This is a genomic window from Streptomyces sp. NPDC049687, from assembly GCF_044465285.1.
GTDB lineage: Bacteria > Actinomycetota > Actinomycetes > Streptomycetales > Streptomycetaceae > Streptomyces.
The window spans coordinates 756,604-773,076 of sequence record NZ_JBITLN010000001.1 but is presented as its reverse complement, the minus strand read 5'-3'; the positions used below and the strand labels follow the sequence as shown (position 1 = coordinate 773,076).

The 16,473-nt window shown below is 74.9% G+C and carries 13 protein-coding genes; 3 read left to right on the top strand and 10 right to left on the bottom strand.

The features are described from left to right. Positions 1-386: 386 nt before the first annotated feature. From ACIBVL_RS03565 to ACIBVL_RS03540, 6 genes are all read right to left on the bottom strand, one after another. Complete coding sequence (locus tag ACIBVL_RS03565) at positions 387-3,683, bottom strand: SAV_2336 N-terminal domain-related protein (protein ID WP_399091071.1); 3,297 nt, start codon at positions 3,681-3,683, stop codon at positions 387-389. Further along, positions 3,673-4,704 carry an AAA family ATPase gene (locus ACIBVL_RS03560; protein WP_399091068.1) on the bottom strand — a complete coding sequence of 344 codons (1,032 nt, stop codon included), beginning with the start codon at positions 4,702-4,704 and terminating at the stop codon, positions 3,673-3,675. The genes ACIBVL_RS03565 and ACIBVL_RS03560 overlap by 11 nt, the downstream gene beginning before the upstream one ends. 50 nt (positions 4,705-4,754) lie before the next feature. Beyond that, a complete protein-coding gene (locus ACIBVL_RS03555) occupies positions 4,755-6,485 on the bottom strand; it encodes a trypsin-like peptidase domain-containing protein (RefSeq protein ID WP_399091065.1) in 1,731 nt (576 codons plus the stop codon). Further along, positions 6,482-6,832: a CU044_2847 family protein gene (locus ACIBVL_RS03550; RefSeq protein ID WP_399091062.1), complete on the bottom strand. Its 351-nt coding sequence runs from the start codon at positions 6,830-6,832 to the stop codon at positions 6,482-6,484. Before ACIBVL_RS03550 ends, ACIBVL_RS03555 begins: the two co-directional genes overlap by 4 nt. 99 nt (positions 6,833-6,931) lie before the next feature. Beyond that, positions 6,932-8,269 carry a carboxyl transferase domain-containing protein gene (locus tag ACIBVL_RS03545; RefSeq protein WP_399091059.1) on the bottom strand — a complete coding sequence of 446 codons (1,338 nt, stop codon included), beginning with the start codon at positions 8,267-8,269 and terminating at the stop codon, positions 6,932-6,934. Then, on the bottom strand, positions 8,266-9,708 hold the full coding sequence (locus tag ACIBVL_RS03540; protein WP_399091056.1) for an acyl-CoA synthetase: 1,443 nt from the start codon (positions 9,706-9,708) through the stop codon (positions 8,266-8,268). Before ACIBVL_RS03540 ends, ACIBVL_RS03545 begins: the two co-directional genes overlap by 4 nt. Positions 9,709-9,916: 208 nt before the next feature. Between ACIBVL_RS03540 and ACIBVL_RS03535 the strand changes: the two genes are divergently transcribed. Beyond that, complete coding sequence (locus tag ACIBVL_RS03535) at positions 9,917-10,786, top strand: RimK family alpha-L-glutamate ligase (RefSeq protein ID WP_399091053.1); 870 nt, start codon at positions 9,917-9,919, stop codon at positions 10,784-10,786. On the opposite strand, the gene ACIBVL_RS03530 is transcribed toward ACIBVL_RS03535, so the two are convergent. After that, on the bottom strand, positions 10,770-11,387 hold the full coding sequence (locus ACIBVL_RS03530; protein ID WP_399091050.1) for a hypothetical protein: 618 nt from the start codon (positions 11,385-11,387) through the stop codon (positions 10,770-10,772). The two genes, ACIBVL_RS03535 and ACIBVL_RS03530, sit on opposite strands and share 17 nt — an antisense overlap. 156 nt (positions 11,388-11,543) lie before the next feature. On the opposite strand from ACIBVL_RS03530, the gene ACIBVL_RS03525 reads away from it, so the two are divergent. Both ACIBVL_RS03525 and ACIBVL_RS03520 read left to right on the top strand, forming a co-directional pair. Continuing rightward, complete coding sequence (locus ACIBVL_RS03525; RefSeq protein WP_399092024.1) at positions 11,544-12,317, top strand: IclR family transcriptional regulator; 774 nt, start codon at positions 11,544-11,546, stop codon at positions 12,315-12,317. Beyond that, positions 12,314-13,177 (top strand): SMP-30/gluconolactonase/LRE family protein, encoded by an 864-nt coding sequence (locus ACIBVL_RS03520; RefSeq protein ID WP_399091047.1) that lies wholly within the window; start codon positions 12,314-12,316, stop codon positions 13,175-13,177. Before ACIBVL_RS03525 ends, ACIBVL_RS03520 begins: the two co-directional genes overlap by 4 nt. 45 nt (positions 13,178-13,222) lie before the next feature. Here the strand turns inward: ACIBVL_RS03520 and ACIBVL_RS03515 are convergent, their stop codons facing one another. From ACIBVL_RS03515 to ACIBVL_RS03505, 3 genes are read right to left on the bottom strand one after another with little or no spacing between them, the layout of a single operon-like run. Then, positions 13,223-14,623, bottom strand: coding sequence for an NAD(P)/FAD-dependent oxidoreductase (locus ACIBVL_RS03515; RefSeq protein WP_399091044.1), 1,401 nt, complete (start codon positions 14,621-14,623; stop codon positions 13,223-13,225). Next, positions 14,616-15,845, bottom strand: coding sequence for an MAB_1171c family putative transporter (locus ACIBVL_RS03510; protein ID WP_399091041.1), 1,230 nt, complete (start codon positions 15,843-15,845; stop codon positions 14,616-14,618). The genes ACIBVL_RS03515 and ACIBVL_RS03510 overlap by 8 nt, the downstream gene beginning before the upstream one ends. After that, the gene (locus ACIBVL_RS03505; protein ID WP_399091038.1) at positions 15,845-16,465 is read right to left on the bottom strand and encodes a toxin-antitoxin system, toxin component family protein; all 621 of its coding nucleotides are present in this window, start codon (positions 16,463-16,465) and stop codon (positions 15,845-15,847) included. The genes ACIBVL_RS03510 and ACIBVL_RS03505 overlap by 1 nt, the downstream gene beginning before the upstream one ends. Positions 16,466-16,473: the final 8 nt, after the last annotated feature.

Below are 16,473 nucleotides of genomic sequence, written 5' to 3'. Positions count from 1 at the left end.
CGGACGGGGAGGGGGGCCGCCTCTTCAAGGGGGCCGGGCGGGGCGCAGCCGAATGGAGGTACGACAGTCCGTCGGCGGCAGAACCGCCACCGTCTCGGGGCCCGGCTCCCCAGACCCCACAGGAACGGACCCTCGGCGCCCTGGAGCCCTGGTCCGCGTACGAGTGTGAGGAGAACCCTGAACGGCGGTATCCGCCCTTCGTCGTCACCGCCTGCCCGACCGAGGTCGCGGACGCGCTGCACGAGCGCCGGGGCGATCGGTGGTGACCGGCAGGTGCCCGGCATACGGGGGGAGAGCCCGCACCGGGGCGATCCACGGAACCCGGTGAAGGGCCGGGAACCGCTGGGTGAGCCCGGGACGGACCGACCCCGGACTGACTGAGAGGGCTACAGCGTCCGGGCCGCCTCCAGGACAGGGGTCAGTGAGGGCACCGTGGCCTCGCAGCCCGCCTCGCGCAGGCCCTGTTCGACCGTGGGGTTGCGGGCGAGGCCGATGAACCGCAGGCCGACCTGCTGGGCGGCGGTCAGTTCGGCGAGGGTGGACCCGATCAGGACGCCGGTGTGGGCGGGGGCGCCCTGGGTGCGCAGGGCGCGCTGCAGGCAGTCGGGGTGCGGCATGAGCCGGCCGAGGTCGCCGGCGCGGCCGTGGACGCCCGCGAGCAGCGGGAGCCGGTAGGACTCCAGATGCCGGTGGACGGCCTGCTCGCAGACGTCCGTGGCGACGCCGATCCGGCGGCCGGTGTCGTGCAGGGCGCGGACCAGGGCGACGGAGTGGTGGGTCGTCGGCGCGTCCGGGACGGCCCTCAGCTCCAGTTCGTCGAGGCGTGCGCGCAGGATCGGGCCGAGCCGGTCGCGGGCGAAGGCCCGCAGGACGTCCAGCGGGTGCGCGAACACTTCCCGCGCCGTGCCCGCGTCCCCCGGCGGCCGGCCGGCCGGGCCGTCCTCGGGGCCGCGGTGCTCGGCGACCAGGGCGAGCAGGTCCAGGGCGGCCTCGCGGGCGGTCGTCGCGGTGAACAGGCGGGTCAGCGGGCCGTCGAAGCCGAACAGTACGGTCTCGGCGTCCGCGAGCAGCTCCGACAGCGGGCGGGCGGCCGGGGCCGGCCGGGCCACCTGGGGCGGTGGGGCGTAGTCCGGGGCGAGGGTGGCGGTGCAGGTCACGGTGAGACCGGGCACCGGCCACCTGCCGAGTTGGCTGTTGACGGCCCGTTGGGCGCCGGCCGCCCGGCGGAGGGAGTGGTGCCGGGTGACGGAAGGCGCCGTGTTCAGGAAGTGGGCCAGCAACCGCTCGCCGACCTGCCGGCCCGCCGTCCGCACATAGGCCACGGGGTCGGTCACCCGCCAGGTCAGCTCGAGGGCGGCGGTGAAGCCGCCCTTGCCGGAGCTGGGCAGGGTGACCTGGTGGACGGCGCGCCGGGGGGTGAGGTCGACCTCGTAGTACGTCACCGGGCGAGGCGGGTGGCCGTCGTACGGGTCGGCGGGGTTGAGGAGGGTGAGCGGGCCTTCGGGGCGGGTGTGCACGACGGCGGTGCGGCCGGGGGTGGGGATGCCGAGGCGGGTGAGGTCGGCGGTGACGAGGGGGCCCTTCAGCAGGTCCGCCCGTTCGCTGCCGGGGTGGTACCAGGCGGCGGGCGAGAGCCGGTCGTCGTAGAGCGGATGGAAGCGGTAGGGGCCGGAGGCGGCCGAGCTCGCCGTGTAGCTGTCGTAGAGGCCGGTGGACACGACGATCAGGAGGGGGGAGTCGCTTCCCACGGCTGTGGAGGTCCCGAAACCCACTCGCAGGCGTGGCGGTCGGGCGAGCGTGGCCCAGTGGTCGGGCAGCCAGCGCAGGGCCGCCACGAGGACCGGGAGCAGATCGGTGCCGGGCAGGACACGGACGGAGTAGCCGTCTGGGTGGACGTCGAGCTCGTACTGCTGGGGGGTGAGGGCGCCCCGGGAGAGGACCTGGTGGACCGCGTACTCGAGGGTGATACGGCTTTCGGGGTGGGCGGAGAGGTCGGTGTCGGTCCGGAATCCGAGGGTGGTGCGGGTGTGCGAGGGGTGGGCGCCGTCGTCGGGGGAGCGAGGTGGCGCGGACGGGCGAGGGAGCGGATCCGCCCCGCGCTGTTGCGCCGGACCGGCCAGCCGCCGCACGGTCTCCTCGCTGACCGTCGCGAAGGCCGGGCCGGTGCCGGCGTCCTTGCCGACGGCGGCCTCCGCGCGGAAACCGCCTGCTGTCAGGCCAGCCCGTTCGTCGATCAAACCGCCTATGCGCTCCAGGAGTTCGCGGGTTCGGCCGCGGGTCGTGCGGGGCAGGGTGCGCAGGAGCAGGTCGCGTACGCCCGGGCGGAAGTCGTAGGAGCCGGGCGGGCCGGGGACGGCGGTGAGCATGCCGCTGAGGATGACCTCGGCGAGGTGCTGCGGGCGCGGGTCGCGGTCCACGGCGCGCTGGACGAGGCGCATCACGGGGACGGAGGGGACGGCCAGGGCCAGGTGGCCGGCCAGGCGGAAGGCCTCCGGGGACGCCGTGGCGCGGAAGCGCAGGACGAGGTCCTGGGCGGGGAGGGCGGTGGGGGAGGGGGCCGCTCCGGCGGGGAGGGGCGCCGGGGGCAGCCAGGCCACCGCGCCCGGGGTGCGGGCGCCGCCCGGAGAGGCCACGAGTGCCGCCCAGTTGGCGAGCCACGGCGCGCCCGGTTCCAGGACGGGGAGGGGGACGGCCGGGCCGGGTGGGGGCGCGGACTCGGGGTCGTACGGGATGAAGGTGACGGCGGTCAGGGGGGCCGCCGCGGCCGGGGAGGTGAGGACGCCCGGCTCGGCCGGGAGCGCCGTCGTCGGCCACAGGCGTTCCGGGAGTGGTTGTACGACGGCCAGCGGCATCCTCGTCGACCAGTGCCGCAGGGTGCGGTACCAGCGTCCGCCCGCGGGGCCGGGGCGCCACTGCGGGCCCATGCAGTCGCTGACGACCAGGGTGACCGTACGGCCGTCGCCCGGGTCGGGGACGTGCCGGGCGCCGCCGTCGGGGCCGGCCGGGTGCAGGGTGACCGTGCGGAAGACGCCCGACTGGGCCAGCGCGGTGTGCAGTTCACGGACGAGGGGGCGCCAGACCGGCATGGTCGGGCCCGTGTCGTGGACCAGGTTGAGGCGCAGCCATCGGTCGCGGGCCGGGCGGAGCACGGGCAGCCAGACGTCCGGGTGCGCGCCGAGCCGTGCGATGCGGTCGGCCGTCGCCCGCTCGTCGAGCAGCCGGGCCCGTGCCGCCGGCACCGTGCGCTTCAGCGGGCGCAGGGCGCGCTGGAGGGCCAGGGGGTGGGGGAGCATCGGGGGCGCGGGGGCGAGGAGGGGGGTGGTGTCGCCGGCGGTTCCGGTGGCCGGTGGCGGAGGTGGAGTGGCGGCGGGGAGGCGGAGGGGGACGCGGGCGGGCGCTTCGCCTTGGCGGGCCGGGGGTGCGAAGGGGGGTGGGGGTGGTGTGGGGGGTGCGGCCGCCGTCGTGCTCCCGCTGTCCCCCTCGGCGGGTGCGGCTTCGCGTCCGGCCGGCTCCTCGTCGTCCGACTGCCGTGCCAGCCAGAGCAGTTCGGCCAGCTCGCGAGCGGTCGGTGCGGTGTCCGTGGCAGCCGTCAGCAGCGCGGTGAGCCGCTGAAGCGCGGCCGTGTCCCCGTCGGCGGTCCCCCTGTGGGCCGTCTTCCCGGGCGCCGTCTCCTCAGAAGCCATCGCCGTCCGCCGTGGCGCTGAGGTACGGCATGAGTTGCTCCGCCAGCGCGTCGCGGGAGTCGGCGTCCAGGCCGGCGACTCCGGTGAGGTAGAGGGCGTTGAGGAGCTGGTCGGTGGCGAGTTCGCCGTCGGCCGCGCGGGTCAGGAAGCGGTTGATGAGGTGTTCCGCCTCGCCGGGCGGGGTGTCGAGGTGGGCGCGGACGATCTCGGTGAGCTGTTCGCGGCCGGGGCGGCGCAGCTTCAGACGGACACAGCGGCGCAGGAAGGCGGGCGGGAACTCGCGCTCGCCGTTGCTGGTGAGGACGACGAACGGGAAGGCCCGGCAGCGGACCCGGCCCCGGGTGACGGTGACCGGGGCGTCCGTGCCGTCGGCGAGGACCTCGGCGGTGACGCCCTCGGCGGAGTGGCGGGCGGCCCGCATCAGTTCGGGGATCTCGTACTGGCCCTCCTCCAGGACGTTCAGCAGGTCGTTGGGCAGGTCGAGGTCGCTCTTGTCGATCTCGTCGACGAGGAGGGCGCGGGGCCGGGTGTAGGGCAGCAGGGCGGTGCCGAGGGGGCCGAGGCGAAGGTGGTCCTCCACGCCGCCGCCCCGGGGGTCGCCGTCGGCCTCCGCCCGCGCCGCCTGCCGCGCTGCGTACAGCCGGGAGAGCGGGTCGTACTGGTAGAGCCCGTCGGCCAGCGTGGAGCGGCTGGTGATGTTCCAGCGCAGGACGGGGCCGAGGCCCAGTTCGCGGGCGACCGCGTAGGCCAGGGAGGACTTGCCGGTGCCGGGCGGCCCGGTGACCAGCAGCGGGCGGCGCAGCACGAGGGCCGCGTTGACGAGCTGGACGCTCTCCGGGGTGGCGACGTAGGAGCGGGCGCGGTGGACGCGGTCGGGGGAGACGGCGGCCTCGTCGTCGGCGTCGTGCGGCGGCGGCAGCACGGGCTCGCCGTCGAACGCCCGCCAGGGCGGCGGCGCGGGCAGCCGGTCGATGCCGTCGTGCGGCTCGCTGTTCCCGGTGTAGACGGTCCAGTGGGGCATGGTTCTCCGAAACTCGGCGTGACGCGGCGTACGTCGGGACGGGGGGCGGCTCAGGCGACGGGGGAGTGGGCGTGGGCGGCCCCGCCGCCGCGGGGACCGACGTGCGGGTCGGTGAAGACGCGGGGGTCGTCCCACAGCAGCTGGATGTCACGGGCCCAGTGGCCGTCCTCCGCCTCGGCCTCCTCGCGCAACGCCAGTACCTGGCGCGGGAGTTCGGCGGGAGGCACGCCGGACACACAGGCGTCGAGCTCGTCCAGGAACGTCTTGCCCGCGCAGCCGTTCCCGCCCGCGCAGACCTCCTCGGGGCCGCTCGCGCAGCCACCGCGCGACCAGATCACCACCGGGGCGGGCGCGGTGAGCGAGGTGTCGAAGTGCGGGCGGGTGCGGGCCTCCGCCGGGGCGGTGGCGAAGCCGGCCAGACAGGCGTCGGGCTTGCGCAGCCGCAGGCGCAGCCTGGCGGGTTCCTCGGGGCTGCCGCACTCCACGCGGTGCACCCGCGCGCCCGGCAGGGTGTCGAGCCGCTTCCAGGCGCGGGTCAGCTGGTGCCGGGTGCCGGGCCGCAGCCGTGCCTGGTCGGTGACGACCAGCGGGTACACGGAGCCGAGCGGGGTGTCGTCGTCGGGGGCGCTCGCCCAGCGGTCCACGGGCAGGTCGATCCAGTCGCGGGGCAGCGCGAACGCGATCAGTTCGTCGCAGCCGGGCGTCAGATACCGGAACGCGGCCTCGATCCGGTCCTGCACGTAGGCGCGCACCCCGGCCTGCGGGACGGTCTCGGAGCCGACCGGGTGCCGGCGGCCCCCGCTGTAAGCGGACACCTCGACGCGGACGTGCCCGTCGCCCGCGCCGCTGTGCTGGAGGTGGACGAGGATGGGCGACCAGTCGGGTGCGGCCGCCGTCTCCGCGGGTGCCTGGAACACGGCGTCCACCTGGGCGGTGAAGCGGGCGACGGTGGCGGCCGCGTCGGCGCCGTCGATCTCGCAGAGCACGAAGAGGGCCGCCGACCACAGCGAGTCGAACCCCTCCTCGGGCGGGTCCGGGTCCAGCGGTCCCCTGGCGGCCTCGTAGAGCCGCACACGCCGTACGGGATCGACGTCGAGGCCGGCCCGGACGGTGCGCTCGACGAGGGCGCGCAGCCGGGCCCGGTCGGCCGCGCCGTGGTCGGAGGTGGGGACCAGGCCCTCCAGGTCGGGCCAGTAGCGGGCCATGACCTCGGTGGGCATCATCCGCCCGTTGTGCACGCCCGTCGCGTCCGCGGCCGCGGTGACCATGCCGACGACCTCGCCGGTCTCCACCAGGGTGACCGCGGCACCGCTGAACCCCGGCGCGAGCGGCTGCCCGCCCGGCTGCCAGGCCTCCAGCTGGATCCACTCGCGGTTGAGCAACTGGGGTGCGGTGATGCGGTATTCGGCGAGCGTCCCCTCGTCGTAACCGACCGGGAAGCCGTACACGACGAGTTTGCGGGGCCGGTCGGGCCGTTGCCCGTGCGCCGCGTCCACGGGCGCGAGCGCGGCCGGCGCGATCGGTACGTCGTGCGCCAGTTCCAGTACGGCGAGGTCACCGAGGTCGGTCGCGCCGCCGCCCCAGCCGCCGTCGGCGATCACCCGGGCCGGTACGGCGGGGGAGCCGGGCCGCTCGGTGAACGTCACCGTCAGCGCGTCCGCGCCGCCGCTCCCGCGCACCACATGGGCGCAGGTCAGCACCTTGCGCGGAGTGACCAGGAAGCCCGCCCCGGCGACCTGGCCGGCGCTCTCGATCCGGGCGTGCCACTCGGCGCTGTTCATGAGGCGCCGGTGGGCTCCGGCCCCTCGGCCACGGACGGAGACCAGGTCAGCTTCACCACGAGGTGGCCCTCCGCGGTGCCCTTGGCGATGATCGCGCCCGTCTCCGCCGAGAGCTTCACCCCGAACTCGATCTCCACTCCGTCCGGCCGTAACGAGCCGTCCCGGAACACCCGCAGCGCGGACTCGGCCGCCGCCCGCACCCCTTCCAGGGCACCCTCGAAGGTGCGGGCCGCCTGGACGGTGCCGTCACCCCGGGCCACCAGCCGCGAGCCGGGCCGCACCGGCTCGGCGGCCTCCACCGCGACCACGGCCCCGTCGTCGGTCTTGAACTCCACCAGTCTGTCCACGCGCCCCCGTAGCCCCTTCGCTCGCCCCGGACCCTGCGGCTGTGTGCATCCCCATTGTTACGGACGGTACTTGCGGTTGTCCTGTTCCGCCCGCCGTTTTCACGGCGGCCGCCGATCCCCTGTCCGGATCACGCCCAGTTCGGCCAAGTCCTGCGGCCGGATTCGGAGTTGGTCCGCCGTCGCCTCCACCTCCTCGGGAGGGCGCTTGAGGATCGCGGCGGCCGACTCGGGCGCGATGACGGAGAAGTAGCTGTCCGGGGTGGCCCAGGTGCGGCCGGGCGCGGCCAGGGCGAGCGCCCCGCCGGAGCCGCCCTCGCCGATCACCAGGGTGGTGAGGGGCGTCCGGGCGGTGGCGACCGCGCCGAACAGCTCCGCGATCGCCGCGCCCGCGCCCTGCCGCTCCGCCTCGGCGTCGTTGGCCGCGCCCGGGGTGTCCACCAGGGTCAGCACCGGGATGCCGAGCCGGTCCGCGAGCCGGATGAGCCGGGTGGCGGTGCGGTATCCGGCGGGCCGGGTGGCCGTCCCGGTCTGCGCGGCGTACGCGACCGTACGGCCCCGACGCTCGCCGAAGCCGCAGAGCATCCCGTCGGGATCGGTGCCGCCGCAGCGGTCGCCGGAGATCGCGAGGCGGTGGGTGAAGTAGGCGTCCAAGTAGCGGGCGGCGCGGGGGCGTCGAGGCGAGCGGGCCCGTCGTACGGCGTCCCAGCCGGAGGCCGGGAGAGCGGCCGTCCCGAGGGCCTCAGGCACGGGGGCGGGCCCGCTGGACGGGCGGGTGAGCAGCCGCAGCCACGCTCCGAGCGTCTCGCGCAGCTCCTCCGCTCCCACGACGGCGTCCACCGAGCCGGCCGCGACCTGCGCCTCCGCCGTGTACGCGGCCGGATCGGCGTCCGGCGGCCGCACCCGGGACCCGGCGAAACCGACCTGGGCGCCGGGCAGCGCGAGGACGACGTCGGCGCCCGCGCCCAGGGTGGCCCAGCCGCCACCGGTCGTCGGGTCCCGCAGCACGGCGATCTGCGGCAGCCCGGCCTCGCGCGTGAGCGCCGACTGCCGTGCCACCCTCTGGAGTTGGGTGAGCGCGAGCATGCCCTCCTGCATCCGGCTGCCGCCCGTGGCGACCAACGGGACCACCGGGAGCCGGTGTGCACGGGCATAGGTGTACGCCGCCTCCAGCCGGTCGCCGGTGTGCTCGCCCAGCGAGCCGCCCAGGAAGCCGAACTCGAAGGCGATCAGCACGGCTTGCGTGCCCTCGATGTCCGCGGTGCCGCAGACGACGGACTCCGTCTCACCGGTGCGGTCGGCGGCGCGGGCCCGGGAGAGGTCGTAGCCGGGCCAGGCCAGAGGCCCGTCGGAGACCAATGGCCGTGTGGGGTGGGCGAATTCGTCGAAGGAGCCGGCGACGAGGGCGATGGCCTCGCGCGCGCTCGCGCGGCCCGTCATGAGGGCAGCGCCCGCTTCATGATCTTCCCCATGTCGTTGCGGGGCAGCGCGTCCAGGTACCGGACCACGCGGGGCCGCTTGTGGGGGGCGAGCCGCCGGGCGACATGGTCCGCCAACGCGCCCTCGGCGGGCGGGGACTGCGGATCGACGGGGACGACCCACGCGACGATCCGCTCGCCGAGATCCGCGTCCGGCTCCCCGGTGACGGCGGCCTCCCGCACTCCCGGATGCTCCAGCAGCGCGTTCTCGATCTCACCGGCGCCGATCTTGTATCCCCCGCTCTTGATCAGATCGGTGGCCTTGCGGCCCACGATCCGCACATACCCGTCGGGATCGCGCACGGCCACATCGCCCGTCCGGAACCAGCCGTCGGCGGTGAAGGCGGCGGCGGTCGCGTCGGGCCGGTTGAGGTACTCGGTGAACAGGTTGGGCCCGCGCACCTGGATCTCCCCGACCGTCTCCCCGTCGTACGAGGTGACAGCCGCCCCCTCCTCGTCCACCAGCCGCAGCTCCACACCGGGCAGGGGCACGCCGACGGTCCCGGCCCTCGCCTCCCCGTCGGCCCGCACGGAGGTGTTCATCAAGGTCTCCGTCATGCCGTACCGCTCGATCACCCGCCGCCCCGTCGCCGCCGCGATCCGCTCGTGGTCGTGCACGGGCAGCGCGGCCGAACCGGACACCAGCAGCCGCGCCCCCGACAGCGCCTTGACCAGCTCGGGATCGTCGGGGAGCGCCTCGGCGACGCGGTGGTACATGGTCGGCACCCCGAACAGCATGCTCGCGCCGCTGTTCAGCTCCCGGGCCACACCCTCCGTGCCGAACCGCCCGAGATGCCGCAGGGCCCCGCCCCGTCGCAGCGGCCCCAGCACCCCCAGCACGAGCCCGTGCACATGGAACAGGGGCAGCCCGTGCACCAGCACGTCCTCCCCGGTCCACTGCCAGGCGTCGGCGAGCGCGTCCAGGGTGGTGGCGACGGCCCGACGCGGGATGACCGCGCCCTTCGGCGGGCCGGTGGTGCCGGAGGTGTAGACGACGAGGGCGGGCGCCTCGTCGTCCACGGGTTCCGCGGAGAGGGTGCCCGCGGCGTGCACATCGACGTCGACGCGCTCGACACCGGCCAGGGGGGCGGGCAGTTCGTCGCCCGGGGCAGCCAGGACGGCCCCGGGCGCGCTGTCCCCGAGGATGTGCCCGAGCTCCTTCTCCCCCGACTTCGGGTTGAGCGGCACGGCGGCTGCGCCGGCGAGCAGCACCCCCACCACGCCGACAGCCGTCTCCAGCGAGGGCGTGGCCCAGACGGCCACCCTCCCCACCCCCCGCACCCGCTCCCCGACGGCCCCGGCCGCCGCCGCGAGCTCCGCGTACGTGAGGCTCCGCTCACCGAAGCGCAGCGCCACACGCCCGGAGGGGTCATCCGTCAGGGCCGGGAAGAGAGAGGACACGCGGGGACTCCTTGCGGTTGGGGCGGCGCCGACAGACACGTTCCTACCCCAGACCAGGTGCGATCGGGCGCTTGCGGAGCTTGACGCTGGTCACTTCCACGTCTGGCCCGCCGACGGAGGGGAAGGCCGACGGCCTCCGGTCGCGAAGGGGATTGTTAGCCTTCCGGGCGATCGGACATCGGACAGTCGTACGAAGAGGGAGTCCAGCGTGCCCCGCATCGCACTCGTCACCTGCCGGCCCGGACCCGAGGTCTCCGTCGACCGTGACCTGCCCGGGCTGGTGGCGGCGCTGAGGGAGGCGGGGGCGGACGCGGAGGCCGTCGTCTGGGACGATCCTGACGCCGACTGGGCCGGCTACGACCTCGCCGTGATCCGCTCCACCTGGGACTACAGCTGGCGCGCGGACGAGTTCCTGGCCTGGGCGCGGAAGACCGGCGCGGTGACCCGGCTGGCCAACCCGGCCGAGGTGGTCCGCTGGAACAGCGACAAGCGGTACCTGGGGGAGCTGGCGGCGGCCGGAGTGCCGACCGTGCCGACGCGCTACCTGGCGCCGGGGGAGGCGGCGGACCTCCCCGGCCACCACGAGTACGTCGTGAAGCCGACCTCCGGCGCGGGCGCCCGCTTCGCCGCCCGCTACACCCCCGACGAGCACGACACCGCCGTACGGCATCTCGCGCGCATGCACGACGAGGGGTTCACCGCGATGGTGCAGCCCTATGTACGGGGCATCGACGTGGGCGGCGAGCGGGCGCTGCAGTTCTTCGGCGGCCGTCTGCTGCACGCCAGCCGCAAGGGGGCCGTCCTCGCGCCCGGCACGGCGTACGACGAGCGCAAGGTCGCCCACCCGGGCCTGGAACCCTGGCGGCCGACGGACGCCGAACTCGCCGTCGCCGAGCGGGCGCTGTCGGCCGTGCCCGACGCCCCCGAACTGCTGTACGCGCGGGTGGACCTCGTGGACGGGGACGACGGGCGACCGCAGGTCATGGAACTGGAGCTGGTCGAACCGAACCTGTTCCTGTCCCTGCACACCGGTTCGGTGCCGGGGGTCGTGGCGGGGATCCTCAGAGCAGCACGGTGAGCTGCCCGTTCGTGTCCCTGACCGCGATGCGCTGGAGCAGGCCCCAGGTGAACTCGGCGACCACCTCCCGCGGCACGCCGAGCGTGTCCGGCGCCGTGAACGCCAGTCCCCAGCGGGTGGGTGCCGTGCCCTCCAGGGGGCGGGCCGGGGGGAAGGCCTGGGCGACCTCGTCGACCGTGCAGGACCAGGGGGTGAGGTCGTTCAGGGTGCGCAGGTCGGGGGTCTGCGCTTCCGGGGCGCGGACCAGCCACTCGTTCCAGACGGAACCGTTCGGGTCGAGCAGCACCTCGAAGCGGAGGTCGGGCCAGAGGGGGAGCAGCCACTGCCAGGCCTCGCAGTCGAGGTCTCCGACGCGCCGGGCGGTTCTCGACTCCGGTTCGCCGAGGACGCCGCGGTAGCGGGAGAGGGCGCCCCGCGAGTGCGGGGAGTGCACCATGGCCTGCCAGCGCTTGTTGGCCTCCCTCATCTGCACGAGGGACACGCCCAGTCCATGACGGGCGTCGTCCACCCGCTCGGGGCTCTGGTCGGCCATGCGGCGCAGCAGGACGAGTTGGAAATCGAGGGCCGTGAAGGTGCCCGCGAGACGTTTCGGGGTCGGCATGCCCCCATCCTGGCCCACCGTGGCGGCGCCCTGACCCAGTGTGGCGATTCACGCCCATTGCCCGCCGGAGTGTCGTATGACAGCCTGTGTTCGTCATGCCGATCGCCTGTTGATATTTCGAACGCAGGCCAGGGACGAACAGGGAGGGGGCCGGTGGTGGGACGCCTCGTACCAGCCGTGACCCGAGCTCTCGACATTCTCGAGCTCTTCCTCGACGGGGACGGGACGCTCTCCGCCCCCGACATCGTGCGCAGGCTCCAGCTCCCGCGCACCACCGTGCACGAGCTGGTCACCACGCTCGCGGCCCGCGCGTACATCGTCCCCGTGCCCGGACAGCCCGGACGGTACCGCCTGGGTGTCCGTCCGTACCAGCTCGGCAGCCGCTACGCCGAGCAGCTCGACCTCGCCGCCGAGGGGCAGCAGGTCGCCCGCACCGTCGCCGAGACGTGCGACGAGACGGTCCACGTGGCGATACTCGAGGGCACCGACGTCATCTACATCGCCAAGGTCGACTCCACGCACGCGGTGCGCATGGTCTCGGCCGCCGGCCGGCGCCTGCCCGCCCACTGCACCTCCGTCGGCAAGATGCTGCTGGCCTCCCTGCCGGAGGCCGAGCTCACCGCCCGTATCCCCGACGACGCCGACCTCGTCCGGATGACCCCGAACAGCATCACCGAGCCAGGCGCGCTGCGCGAGGCGCTCGCGGAGATCCGGGAGCGGGGCGTCGCCGTCGAGAGCCGCGAGTCCAACCCGGACGTCAGCTGCGTGGCGGCCCCGGTCCGCGACCGCACGGGCCAGGTCGTCGCCGCGCTGTCCATCTCCGTCCCCATGATCCGCTGGAGCGACGAACGCCGCGCCGAACTGGAGCAGCTCGCCGCGAAGGGCGCCGCCGAACTGTCGGAGCTCCTCGGCTACCGGAGCGTGGCATGACGACCACGACGACCGCCTTCGAGGTGGCGGTACGGGCCGAGGCGACCCTCGGCGAGGGCCCCACCTGGGACGCGGCGACCGGCCGCCTGCTCTGGATCGACATCCTCGGCTCCCGTCTGCACACCTACGATCCCTCGACCGGCCGCCGCACGGTTCGCGTCACCGACCAGCACGTGGGCGCGGCCAAGCCCCGTGCCGGGGGCGGCCTGGTCCTCAACCTCCGCGACGGGGTGGGCCTCCTGGACGAGGACGGGACCTTCCGCTGGCTCCACCACGAGCCGGTCCCCGGCCGCCGCGCCAACGACGCCGCCGTCGCCCCCGACGGCTCCCTGTGGGCCGGCACCATGCGCTACGACGAGGCCCCCGGCGGCGGCACCCTGTCCCGTCTCACCGGCGACGGCTCGGTGCGGCCGGTCCTCGACGACGTGGCGGTGAGCAACGGCACGGGCTGGAGCCCGGACCACGCCCGGATGTACTACGTCGACTCGCCGACCCGCAGGGTCGACGTCTTCGACTACGACCCCACGGCGGGCCGTGTCTCCGACCGCCGCCCCTTCGCCGAGATCGAGGAGGGCGCCGGCTTCCCCGACGGCCTCACCGTCGACGCGGACGGCTGCGTATGGGTGGCGCTGTGGGACGGAGCAGCGGTACGCAGATACACCCCAACGGGTGAACTGGACCGCGTACTCAAGTTGCCGACCCCGCGCGTCACGGCCTGCGCCTTCGGCGGCGCCGACCTGACCGACCTGTACGTCACAACGGCCCGCGTGGGCCTGGACGCCCCCCACCCGGTGGCGGGGTCGTTGCTGGTGGTGCCGGGCGCCGGCAAGGGCCTGGCCCAACCGGCGTTCGAGGGCTGAGCCCGGGCCGGTGGGCGGGCGGGTGCTCCGGTGGGCGGGCGGGTGCTAACGAAGGCCCGCCCGCTTCAGCTCGTCCCCCGTCAGCGGCGGTCCGTCCAACGCCGGCCGCAACGGCCCCACCGCCGCGGCGACCAGCACGGACGGAGCCAACAACACCTCCGGCCCGCGCTCCAACGACGTCACATCCGTCACCCGGCGGGCGATCCGCCCGTTCCCGGTCGCCGTCAGCATCAGCCGGCTCACATACCCCGCCGCCAGCCGATCCCGTACCGTCGGCCCGCCCTCCGTCGCGCCCGGATAGAACACGTCCTGTCCGACCGCGAGGTCCCACGCCGCTCCGGCCGGCCGGGCCACCGCCCGCTGGACCCGCCGGGCGAGACCGGCCGCACCCCACCCGTGCCGCCGCACCAGGTCCCGCAGCAGCACCGCGCTCTGCGCGGCCACCGCGAGGCCATGCCCGTAGAGCGGGTTGAACGCGGCGAGGGCGTCCCCGACGACGGCGAAGTTCTCCGGCCAGAGCGGCATCCGCTCATAGAAGTGGCGCCGGTTGAGGGTGGCCCGGGTGTACGACACGCCCGTCAGCGGCTCGGCCCGCTCCAGCAGTTCCCCGATGATCGGATGGCGCAGCTCCTCGCGGGCGAAGCGGACGAAGTCCTCGGCCTCGGGGGAGGGTTCACCCCCACGGGTACCGTTCAGGGTCACGATCCAGCGCCCGTCCTCGATGGGCAGCAGAAAGCCGGCCCGGCCAGGGCGCCCGTCCCGCGGATCCGGCTGCACGTTCACGATCGGGTACCCGGACCGCGCCTGCTCGGGCGCGAGGTACAACCGACTCGCGTACGCCAGCCCGGAGTCGACCTCGCGTCGCGCCACCGGGGGCAGCCCGAGCTCCGTCAGCCACCGGGAGGCACGGGAGCCGCGGCCGGTCGCGTCGACGACCAGCCCGGCGCGGAGGACACGGATGTCCTCCCCCTCCCGCACCCGCACGCCGGTGACCGCACCCGCCCCGCCCTCCAGCCCCACCACCTCGGTGCCGTCCAGCAGTTCGACCCGCCGGTCCGCGAGGACCTGCGCGCGGATCGTCGCGTCCAGCAGGTCCCGTCCGGCGAGGATCACGTGGTGCGACTCGGGCCAGCGCCGGAACCAGCCCCGCGCCCCCAGGACGACCATGTCCGTGGTGACCGGGTGCCGGCGCGCCCCGGCCTCCCGCAGCGCCTGAGTGGCCCCCGGCAGCAGTTCCGCCACCGCCCGCACCCCGCCCGACCACAGCATGTGGGCGTGGCGTGCCTGCGGCAGCCCCTTGCGGGGCGCGGGGCCGTCGGGCAGGACGTCCCGCTCGACGACGACGACCCGGTCGGCGAGACCGGTCAGGGCTGCTGCCGCGAGCATGCCCGCGTGGGATCCCCCCAGGACGACGGCGGTTCTGGCGGGGGTGGGATCTTCACTCATGCGCGGACAAGCTCTCTGCCGGGGCGGCCGCGTGCTCGCGGACCGCGTCGATGTCTTCGGGGCGGCGGAGGACCTCGGACACGGCCTGGATCTCCCGCAGCAGATAAGTGGTGTCAGGTCCGGAGGGGCCGGACAGGCCGGAGGGGCCGGACGGCGAGGTGGCGCCCTCGGACCGCGGGGACCGCTCCCGCGCCCTCACCGCGTCCTGGATCGTCACGGCGGCGGCCAGGGCCTGCGCCCGCCCGCGCTCGAAACCGAGGGCGACGGCGGCCTCGTAGGACCGGGCGCGCAGGTCGTCGTCGAGGTACCGGGACAACTGCAGGAGCGCGTCGCGGATGAAGGTCTCGCGGCGGATCAGCCGCAGTTCGGGAGTGGCGCGCAGGGCGAGCGGCTCCCGCGTGCCCACGACGGAACGCATCAGCCGGGACAGAGGCTTGAGGCCGCGGTGCCGGCGCCGGACCCGCCAGCGCTCCTGGAGGTACTGGCCGGCGTGCGGCACGATGAAGCCGATCGCCACCAGGGTGGCGGCGATACAGGCCGCCGACGGCGCGATGCTGGTGCTCAGCCAGTCCAGGTCGTGTCCGGTCCAGCGGGCCGCCACGGCCGTCAGCTTGGCCGCGCTGAACAGCAGGTTCGTCACGTACCCGGCGCCCAGGAAGCGCAGCCCCCAGCGCAGCCAGGCGTCGAGGCCCTCGGTGCGGCTCCAGTTCCAGATCAGCCCGGCCGTGACCGAGCAGGCCACCGTGTGCGCGAGCAGGTAGAGCAGGATCTCCTCGCGCATGAACGGCGTGTTGGCGTAGTAGGTGTCCAGGTCCCGGATCCGCTCCACGGGCACGTCGGCGAGCGCGAACAGCACCCACAGCGCGACCACGACACCCGCGTACACGGAGACCACCCACCGGGTCGCGCGCCGGGTCTGCGCCGAGCGCTCGGTGAGGTTGTTGCGCCAGGCGATGACCAGCAGCAGCCAGGACGCGGAGAGCGCGGTGAGCAGCGAGTACACCCAGGGCGCCGCGATGTTGGGGACGCCCGTGACCCGGTTGGTCCAGGCGATGGTCTTCGGGGCGGCGAACACGAACACCGCGCAGGCGAACAGCAGCAGCCCGCCGACCGCCCGCAGCAGCGGGTCCCGCCACAGCTTGAGGATGCTGGGCAGCTTGATCGCCAGGGCGGCGCCCAGCACCACGGTGGGCAGCCAGAAGGAGATGTGCAGCCCGTGCATCACCGAGCCGTGCCTCTGCGTCCGCGGTAGCCCAGTGTCCGCTGCACGGGAGAGGTCTCGCCGGCGGATCCGGCCGTGGGACCCGTCTCGGACAGATGGCGGCGGAAGCGGGCCGCGAGCCGGTGGCCGAAGTCGTCGGCCTCGGCCTCGTCAGCCTCCCGGGAGCCGTTGCGGGCGGCCACGGTCAGCGCGATGGAATCCCAGCCGGGCCGTCCGGCGAGGACCCCCGCGGCCTCGGTGCCGACGCCGTGGTGGTGGTGCCGGTGACCGGCGTGCAGATGCCACAACTCATGGCCGACGATGACCAGTTGCTGCACCGCCTCGGCCCGCTCCTCCACGATGACCAGGTCGAAGTCGTGGAACTCCACCCACAGTCCGGTCACGCCGATCTCGTCGGGGAACCGCTCGAACCGCAGCTCGACGGGGCGTCCGCCGCGCAGCGCGGCCATCTCCTCGCACAGCGCCCGGCACACCTCCCGCACCCCGGCCGGCCGCCGGGGCCGGGCCCGCAGCGCGGCGGCGAGTCGGCCGGCCAGGTCGCGCATGGCCGGTCCGGTCCTCGGGCGCCACAGTCCGGAGGCGATCCGGGCCGCCCTCCCGCGCGCGCCCGCGATGTCCATCAGGTCCC

What these genes read in the sequence shown, in the direction of transcription:
- ACIBVL_RS03565 (WP_399091071.1), bottom strand. Translation starts at nt 3,683, where the DNA reads ATGGCTTCTGAGGAGACGGCGCCCGGGAAGACGGCCCACAGGGGGACC.
- ACIBVL_RS03560 (WP_399091068.1), bottom strand. Translation starts at nt 4,704, where the DNA reads ATGCCCCACTGGACCGTCTACACCGGGAACAGCGAGCCGCACGACGGC.
- ACIBVL_RS03555 (WP_399091065.1), bottom strand. Translation starts at nt 6,485, where the DNA reads ATGAACAGCGCCGAGTGGCACGCCCGGATCGAGAGCGCCGGCCAGGTC.
- ACIBVL_RS03545 (WP_399091059.1), bottom strand. Translation starts at nt 8,269, where the DNA reads ATGACGGGCCGCGCGAGCGCGCGCGAGGCCATCGCCCTCGTCGCCGGC.
- ACIBVL_RS03530 (WP_399091050.1), bottom strand. Translation starts at nt 11,387, where the DNA reads ATGCCGACCCCGAAACGTCTCGCGGGCACCTTCACGGCCCTCGATTTC.
- ACIBVL_RS03520 (WP_399091047.1), top strand. Translation starts at nt 12,314, where the DNA reads ATGACGACCACGACGACCGCCTTCGAGGTGGCGGTACGGGCCGAGGCG.
- ACIBVL_RS03515 (WP_399091044.1), bottom strand. Translation starts at nt 14,623, where the DNA reads ATGAGTGAAGATCCCACCCCCGCCAGAACCGCCGTCGTCCTGGGGGGA.
- ACIBVL_RS03510 (WP_399091041.1), bottom strand. Translation starts at nt 15,845, where the DNA reads ATGCACGGGCTGCACATCTCCTTCTGGCTGCCCACCGTGGTGCTGGGC.
- ACIBVL_RS03505 (WP_399091038.1), bottom strand. Translation starts at nt 16,465, where the DNA reads ATGGACATCGCGGGCGCGCGCGGGAGGGCGGCCCGGATCGCCTCCGGA.